Below are 6,549 nucleotides of genomic sequence, written 5' to 3'. Positions count from 1 at the left end.
GAAGTGAAACGATACATCGCCGATGGTAGTGTGGGGTTTCCCCATGTGAGAGTAGGTCATCGTCAAGATTAAATTCCGAAACCCCATCTGCTCACGCAGATGGGGTTTTGTTTTTGCGCGTGGAAAATTATCAGCTCCGGCCTTTGTCCTGCCCCCGATCTGTGGGAGGGAATTCATTCGCGATGGGGAGCTGCATGCGACCCACCTTAATCAGTCGGAACTGAAGTCTCGCGAATGATTTCGCTGCCACAGGTGAGCTGAGTCTGCGCACCACCTCCAACAAACGCACCGATGAACACGTGGTGTTCATCGGTGATTCGTGTCACTGGCCGTTCTTGATCCGGCTCCAGATCCGCGTGCGCAGGCGGTCGTTCTCCAGCGGCATGGCTTGCAGCACGAAGAGCTTCTTCATCACGCTTTCCGGCGGGTAGACCATCGGGTCGTCCAGAATCGCCTTGTCCACCAGGCTTTCGGCCGCCGCGTTGCCGTTGGCGTAGTGCACGTGGTTGCTGATGCCGGCCATCACTTTAGGTTCGAGCAGGTAGTTGAGGAACTCATACCCTGCGGCCTCGTTCGGCGCATCGGCGGGCATGGCGACCATGTCGAACCACATCGGCGACCCTTCCTTGGGAATGACGTAAGCGATCTGCTGGCCGTTGCCGGCTTCGCTGGCGCGGGAAGCGGCCTGCATCACGTCGCCGGAGAACCCCACCACCAGGCACACATCCCCATTGGCCAGGTCGCTGGTGTATTTTGAGTTGTGGAAATAGCTCACATAGGGACGCACTTTGAGGAGCAGATCCTGGGCTTTGTCGTAGTCGGCCTTGTCCTTGCTGTGGTGTGGCAGCCCCAGGTAGTTCAGGGCGATGGGCAGGATTTCCGGGCCGTTGTCGAGCATGGCCACACCGCATTGCGCGAGTTTCTTCATGTTTTCGGGTTTGAACACGATGTCCCACGAGTCGATCGGTACGTCGCCCAGCACGGCCTTCACTTTTGCCACGTTGTAGCCGATGCCGGTGCTGCCCCACAGATATGGAAACCCGTAGCGGTTGCCAGGGTCGTTCGCCTCAAGGGCCTTCATCAGTGTCGGATTGAGGTTTTTCCAGTTGGGGAGCTCGCTGCGGTCCAGCGGCTTGAGCGCGCCGGCGGTGATCTGCCGGGCCATGAAGTGGTTGGACGGGAACACCACGTCGTAACCGGAATGGCCGGCCATGAGCTTGGCGTCGAGCACCTCGTTGCTGTCGTACAGGTCGTACTGGGTAGGGTGCCCGGTCTGGGTAGTAAAGTTTTGCAGGGTGTCCGGGGCGATGTAGCTGCTCCAGTTGTAGATCCTGACGGTGTCCGCGGCGTGAGCGGTGGACGCGATCAACAGTAACGGGACGATCGACTTCAACATGCGAGACCTCAACCTTTGTTTTAGGCGTTATGGATGAAGGCAGCCTGGAAAATGCCAGCTCAGAAAATCAGTACGTAACTCTTGCGAACGGTTTCTTGTACATCCCAGATGCCCGTGGTGTTCGCAGGGAACATCAACGCGTCGCCGGCCTGGATATGGAGGGTTTCGCCGCCGTCCGGAGTGAAGGTGCAGCGGCCCTGGATGAAATGGCAGAACTCCTGTTGCACGATCTGCCGGCGCCAGCGACCCGGGGTGCATTCCCACACCCCGGCTTCGACGCCGTCTTCGCGCTCGACGCTGGCGGTGGCCACGTGTGACAGCGGCTCGCCCAGCGGCACACCGACAGCCCCCGGTTCGCCCAGGGGCAATCGGGCGGTGTCACGGAAATGATCGATTTTCATGCAAACGGCTCCTTGGACTTCATCAGACGTTCCATGCACCCAGCCAGGCCTTCGGCCATCTGCCGACGCCAGCGCGGCGCATGGAGGTTGGCCAGCACCTGATCTTCGTGAACGAAGCTCTGGATGATGGCGTTGTATCCCAGCCAGCGCAGAGGCTCGGGCTCCCAGCGCGGCAGCGAGGCCAACGGTCGGTCGCCCAGCACCCAGGGTTGGCGAGTCAGTTCGTTGTCCTGACCGAGGATCAGCGCAGCGACGGTGCGGCCCCCTAGGTTGCTGGCGCCGACTCCTTCGCCGCCGTAGCCCCCGGCCAGGGCGATCCGCTGATGACGGTCAGCGAGCATGTGCGGATGGAAGCGTCGTGCGACTCCCAGGTTGCCGCCCCAGGCGTGGGTCAGGCGCACGTTGCGCAGCATCGGAAACAGCTCGCTGAACAGGTATCGGCGCAATTCCCGTTCGGCCTGGGTCAGGTTGAAATCGCTGCGCAACCGACCGCCGAAGCGATAGCCGCCGCGCGCGCCGAACACCAATCGGTCGTCGCGGCTGCGCTGGCCATAAGTGACCTGCCGGCTGTTTTCGCTGAACGCCTGACCTTGGGCCAGGCCAATCTCGGCCCACACGTCAGCGGGCAACGGCTCGGTGGCGACGATCAGGCTCTGGGCCGCCAGCTGATGTTTGTTCAGTGGGGGCAGGGCGCTGGCATAGCCTTCGACGGCAGGCACCACCCAGTCGGCAGTGACTTGCCCGTGAGCGGTGCGCACTTCACCGGGTTTCCAGTCAATGACGGTGCTTTGCTCGAAGATGCGTACGCCCATGCGCTCGACCACTTCAGCCAGCCCGCGCACTAGTCGGGCGGGCTGAATGGTCGCGCAGTGCGGGGAATAGAGGCCGCCGTAAGCCTGGGCCACATTCAGCTGTTCGCGAAGGGCCTGGGGGCTCAGCCAGCGGTAGTCGTCTTCGCCCAGCCCCTGAGCGCGAGCGGCCTGGAGTTGTTCACGCAGGCGCCGTTCCTGCTCGGGGTAGCGCGCCGCACAGTACAGCACGCCGCCTTTGCGCAGCTCGCAATCGATGCCCTCGAGCTGACACACCCGCGCCACTTCGTCGGGGATGCCGTGCAGCAATTGGTAGCCGGCATGGCGTTGCTCGGCAGGCAATGGGCCGAGCAGCCGGTCTTCCCCGAGCAGGTTGCCCATCAGCCAGCCGCCGTTGCGACCCGAGGCGCCGAAGCCTGCAGTCTGTGCTTCGACGATGACGATGTTCAGGTGCGGCGCTTGCTGCTTGAGGTAATAGGCGGCCCACAAACCGCTGTAGCCGGCGCCGATGATTGCCACATCCGCTTGCAGATCCTGATGCAACGCCGGGCGCGGCGCCAGCGCCTCGTCCAGTTGCTCCATCCACAAACTCACACCCGCAAAACCTGCCATCGTTTACTCCATCGGTTGATTGCCGACAGAGATTAATGTGGGCCGATGGGGGCTGTGTTATCTGCGGGCACGCGCGCAATTGGCCTTTAACCAGGCCTTGGGTGTGCAACCGGTGTGGCTGCGAAAGGCCTTGTAAAACGCTGAGGTGGAATTGAATCCGGCGCTGGCGGCAAGGGCGTCGATGGGCGCGTTTTCGCCCTGAGCGGTGAGGCGTTCGAGAAGGTAGTTCAGGCGCGCCTGGGTCACGTAGCGATAAAAGCTTTGCCCCAGCACTTGATTGAGCAGGTAGGAGAGCTGATTGCGGCTGTAGCCGGTGGCGCCGGCGATGCGCGCCAGGTCCAGGTCGGGGTCGAGGAACGGCTGCTGGCGCGTGAAGTAGTCGGCCAGGTCCCGCGCCATGAAACTCAACTGCCGCGCCGACAGCCCCAGCTTGCTGATGGCGGGCGCCTGACGCCCGGTCTGCGGTTCGCCCTCGCGCACCAGTGAAGCGTATTCGTTGATGCGCAGGATCAGGCCGTCACACACGGTGATCGCCTCGCTGCTGCGAAACACCACGCGTTCGCCACTGCCTTTGAGGGCAGTCTGGTACTGAATGAACGCTGTACAACCGTCCACGCGAATGCGGTCGTTGTGCTCCAGGTATTCATCGGGGTGGCGCGGCAGGGTGCCGCTGACGTAGGCGCGCAGCTCAGTGAGGCCCATGCTGCGGTTTTGGAAAAAGTCGTTGTACTGCACCTGCGGGTGATAGATCGCCAGGATCGCCTCAAGATCGCGATGCTTCCACGCCATGTGATAGCGCAGCACCACTTCGAGGGTGAGCGGGGTCTGTTCGGCGGTATCGGGCGGGACGATAAGCATGGACGCAGTGGGCCTGGCGAATGAGCGGCGCCAGTCTAGCCCTTGAAGGACCTGGCGGACAAACCGGGCGGCTAGCCTCCTCGGGCCACGCCGGCCTGATCGGCGATTTCATTCCACAGGTGCATGGCCATGTAGGCACGCCAGGGGCGCCAGCCTTGCGCGTGTCTGGTCTGATCGGCCTTGCGCGCCAGCTCCGGCAGGCGCCGGGTGATGGCTTGCATCAGCACCAGATCGGGGCCGGGCCAGGCGTCCGCATCGCGCCACGCACGCATGGCCACGTACTGAAGAAACGCAGCATCCGCTGCCAGTCGAAGGGCGGAATGAATTCGAGCTCAAGCTCATCAACGGGTTGGCCTGTGACGATCTTCATGTCCAGATCCCCGAACTGCCACGTCGATGGCTGTCCAGCAGGTGGGTGTCGACGATGCCGACCGCTTCCATCAGCGCATACATCGTCGTCGGCCCGACGAAGCTGAAACCGCGTTTTTTCAGGGCCTTGCTCAGAGCCAGGGATTGCTCCGAAACTGTCGGCACCTCGTCCATGGTGTTCGGCATCGGGGTCGTCTGGGGCTTGAACGACCAGATGAGCGCGGCAAGCCCGCCTTCCTCGCGCAGCTTGACCGTGGCGCGGGCGTTGTGGACCGTGGCGAGGATTTTTGCGCGGTTGCGAATGATGTCGGCATCGGCCATCAGGCGTTCGATGTCGGCCTCGGTGAAGGCCGCCACGGTGTCCGGGTCGAAGTGTTTGAAGGCGCGCCGGAACGCTTCGCGCTTGCGCAGAATGGTCACCCAGGAAAGTCCGGACTGAAACGCCTCCAGGCTCAAACGCTCGAACAGGCCGCGCTCATCATGGATGGGCATGCCCCATTCGGTGTCGTAGTAGTGCTGCAGCAGGCCCTCGGTTGCAGCCCATGGCGGACGAATCAGCCCATCCTCGCCTTTGACCGGGTGTATGGCCCGGCGCTTGGCGAGTCTGGGGGGAGTTTTGTTTTCAAGGTCGGGCTTCATGCTTGAACGATACCGTGGTGAGGACGCCATCATCGTGTCAGGTTTGACCGTGACGACCCGGACCGCAAAGCATGAAGGGTAATACAGGCACAGGAGAACTGGCAGCGAAAACCGTCAGGCCATCTGCTGTTCCACACTTTTGGTCAGCGGCGAATACGCATCCCCGGTGTGCAGGGTGTCCACCGGCTCGATCAGCACAATCCAGCATTCCTGCTCGGCGACCGGGTTATGCATGACGCCTCTGGGCACCACGTGCATTGATCCAGCCGGCAGGTCGACGCTTCGGCCCCCTTCGTACTCGATTTTGAGATGCCCTTTGACGACGTAAAACAGCTCGTCCTGGGTTTCGTGGTGGTGCCAGACCAGCTGGCCGTGGACTTTGGCGACTTTCACATATTGATTGTTCACTTGCGCGACGACCCTAGGTGACCAGTGTTCGCTGACGGTGCTGAAACAGGTATCCAGGTCGAACGATTCTGCAAACGGAAGAGGGGGCATGTTCTAGATCCAGAAGTTGAATGCGGGCCACGCTACCGGTTCGTCTGCGATTAGAAAATCGAATATCCTTAATGCCCGACATTACACTTCGTAATCACGACCATGACCCCCAACCTTGATCTCGCCTTGATTCGCACCTTCGTGGCTGTCGCCGACCACCGAAGCATGACCACTGCCGCGAATCTGTTGTTCATGACCCAAGGCGCCGTGAGCCAGCAGGTCAAGCGCCTTGAGGAAAACCTGGGCTGTCAGTTGTTGACCCGCAAACCCCGACAACTGGAACTGACCCAGCAAGGTGAACTGTTCCTGGCCAAGGCCCGTCGATTGTTACAGCTGAACGACGAGATCTGGGCCGACACGGTGAACACCCCTGCGCGTGGCCATCTGCGCATCGGCGCGCCACCTGACCTCATCACATCGCTGGCGCCAGCGCTCAAGGCCTTCACCCAATCGCACCCCCTCATCGAACTGTCGATGAAGTGCGCGCCTTCACCCGAGCTGCATGAGGACATCAGGGAAGGGCACCTGGATATCGCGCTCATCGAGTATTTGGCGAGCAATCCTCAGGGTGAGGTCATACGCACCGAGCCACTGGTGTGGGTGGGCAGTCACAACAGCGACATCTGGAAAACCCGACCGCTGCCGTTGTCGCTGGTCGACGAACGCTGCGTGTTTCGCCCGCTGGTGCTGGGCGCCCTGGCCAAAGAGGGCATCCCCTGGCGCACCCTCTTTGAAAACGGCAGCTTCGAAGCGACCGCGTCCACCGTTCGAGTGGGCTTGGCGATCACCGCCTGGTTGGCCTCCACGGTGCCCACGGATCTGATTGAACTCCCGCCACACGCCGGCCTGCCGGAACTGCCTGAGTTTGCGGTGTGTCTGCGCGTGTCGTCGGCGGCGCAATCGGTTGCGCAGGACTTCCGTCGTTGCCTGCTGGACGTGTTGGCGAACGGCACCCCGCTGGTATAGC

Annotated in this window: 8 protein-coding genes; 1 reads left to right on the top strand and 7 read right to left on the bottom strand. The window is 61.9% G+C overall.

Going from position 1 to position 6,549, the window contains the following annotated elements:
- Positions 1-322 precede the first annotated feature (322 nt).
- The 7 genes from AC07V9_RS04885 to AC07V9_RS04855 all read right to left on the bottom strand — a co-directional run bounded on the left by AC07V9_RS04885 (position 323) and on the right by AC07V9_RS04855 (position 5,582).
- Positions 323-1,396 carry a polyamine ABC transporter substrate-binding protein gene (locus tag AC07V9_RS04885; RefSeq protein ID WP_495014562.1) on the bottom strand — a complete coding sequence of 358 codons (1,074 nt, stop codon included), beginning with the start codon at positions 1,394-1,396 and terminating at the stop codon, positions 323-325.
- A 59-nt stretch (positions 1,397-1,455) separates the two neighbouring features.
- Positions 1,456-1,797 carry a cupin domain-containing protein gene (locus AC07V9_RS04880; protein WP_495014561.1) on the bottom strand — a complete coding sequence of 114 codons (342 nt, stop codon included), beginning with the start codon at positions 1,795-1,797 and terminating at the stop codon, positions 1,456-1,458.
- Complete coding sequence (locus AC07V9_RS04875; RefSeq protein WP_495014560.1) at positions 1,794-3,218, bottom strand: NAD(P)/FAD-dependent oxidoreductase; 1,425 nt, start codon at positions 3,216-3,218, stop codon at positions 1,794-1,796. Before AC07V9_RS04875 ends, AC07V9_RS04880 begins: the two co-directional genes overlap by 4 nt.
- Before the next feature lie 57 nt (positions 3,219-3,275).
- Positions 3,276-4,076: a helix-turn-helix domain-containing protein gene (locus tag AC07V9_RS04870; RefSeq protein WP_495014559.1), complete on the bottom strand. Its 801-nt coding sequence runs from the start codon at positions 4,074-4,076 to the stop codon at positions 3,276-3,278.
- Between the two features lie 71 nt (positions 4,077-4,147).
- Entirely contained in the window at positions 4,148-4,348 is a 201-nt protein-coding gene (locus tag AC07V9_RS04865) for a hypothetical protein (protein WP_495014558.1), read from the bottom strand.
- A gap of 94 nt (positions 4,349-4,442) precedes the next feature.
- Positions 4,443-5,084 (bottom strand): DNA-3-methyladenine glycosylase I, encoded by a 642-nt coding sequence (locus AC07V9_RS04860; protein ID WP_495014557.1) that lies wholly within the window; start codon positions 5,082-5,084, stop codon positions 4,443-4,445.
- A 114-nt stretch (positions 5,085-5,198) separates the two neighbouring features.
- Complete coding sequence (locus AC07V9_RS04855; protein WP_495014556.1) at positions 5,199-5,582, bottom strand: cupin domain-containing protein; 384 nt, start codon at positions 5,580-5,582, stop codon at positions 5,199-5,201.
- 102 nt (positions 5,583-5,684) lie between these two features.
- Between AC07V9_RS04855 and AC07V9_RS04850 the strand changes: the two genes are divergently transcribed.
- Entirely contained in the window at positions 5,685-6,548 is an 864-nt protein-coding gene (locus tag AC07V9_RS04850) for a LysR substrate-binding domain-containing protein (protein WP_495014555.1), read from the top strand.
- Position 6,549 lies beyond the last annotated feature (1 nt).

The sequence above is a fragment of the Pseudomonas sp. GW821-FHT02A11 genome, assembly GCF_059421985.1.
This window is presented reverse-complemented; position numbering and strand designations above follow the sequence as displayed.

Excerpts from the sequence above, each read along its gene's own strand:
- AC07V9_RS04885 (WP_495014562.1), bottom strand. The coding sequence starts at position 1,396 with ATGTTGAAGTCGATCGTCCCGTTACTGTTGATCGCGTCCACCGCTCAC.
- AC07V9_RS04880 (WP_495014561.1), bottom strand. The coding sequence starts at position 1,797 with ATGAAAATCGATCATTTCCGTGACACCGCCCGATTGCCCCTGGGCGAA.
- AC07V9_RS04875 (WP_495014560.1), bottom strand. The coding sequence starts at position 3,218 with ATGGCAGGTTTTGCGGGTGTGAGTTTGTGGATGGAGCAACTGGACGAG.
- AC07V9_RS04870 (WP_495014559.1), bottom strand. The coding sequence starts at position 4,076 with ATGCTTATCGTCCCGCCCGATACCGCCGAACAGACCCCGCTCACCCTC.
- AC07V9_RS04865 (WP_495014558.1), bottom strand. The coding sequence starts at position 4,348 with ATGCGTGCGTGGCGCGATGCGGACGCCTGGCCCGGCCCCGATCTGGTG.
- AC07V9_RS04860 (WP_495014557.1), bottom strand. The coding sequence starts at position 5,084 with ATGAAGCCCGACCTTGAAAACAAAACTCCCCCCAGACTCGCCAAGCGC.
- AC07V9_RS04855 (WP_495014556.1), bottom strand. The coding sequence starts at position 5,582 with ATGCCCCCTCTTCCGTTTGCAGAATCGTTCGACCTGGATACCTGTTTC.
- AC07V9_RS04850 (WP_495014555.1), top strand. The coding sequence starts at position 5,685 with ATGACCCCCAACCTTGATCTCGCCTTGATTCGCACCTTCGTGGCTGTC.